Raw genomic sequence first — 575 nt, forward strand, 5'->3', positions numbered from 1 at the left:
CGAAGGCGATTTCGAGGCCGTGCAGGCGGTCGCCAACATCTGCGACAAGGCCATCGTCGCCAGCCTGGCGCGCGCCGGGGCGGCCGACATCGAACGCGCCTGGGCGGCGTTGAAGGGCGCCCGCAACCCGCGCATCCACACCTTCATCGCCACCTCGCCGCTGCACATGAAGGTGAAACTGAACAAGTCGCCGGAAGAGGTACTGGAGGCGATCCGCTTCTCCGTCGGTCTCGCCCGCAACCTGTGCCCGGATGTCGAATGGTCGGCGGAGGACGCAACGCGCTCTGATCCCGATTTCCTGTGCCGGGCGGTGGAAGTGGCGATTCGCTCGGGTGCCACCACCATCAACCTGCCCGACACGGTGGGTTATGCGACGCCGGAAACCTATGGCGCCATGTTCCGCGACGTGATCACCCGCGTGCCGAACGCCGATCAGGCGATCTTTTCCACCCATTGTCACAATGATCTGGGCCTCGCCGTGGCCAACACGCTCTCTGCCATCATGGCCGGCGCGCGGCAGGTGGAAGCCACGGTCAATGGCATCGGCGAGCGTGCCGGCAATGCCGCGGTGGAGG

1 pseudogene is annotated in these 575 nt (G+C 66.3%); it reads left to right on the plus strand.

Going from position 1 to position 575, the window contains the following annotated elements:
* Positions 1–575, plus strand: a pseudogene (locus GH736_RS24110) (hypothetical protein); the annotation flags it as partial.

Origin of the sequence: Agromyces humi, from assembly GCF_009720255.1 — a bacterium.
Classification (GTDB): Bacteria; Actinomycetota; Actinomycetes; order Actinomycetales; family Microbacteriaceae; genus Agromyces; species Agromyces humi.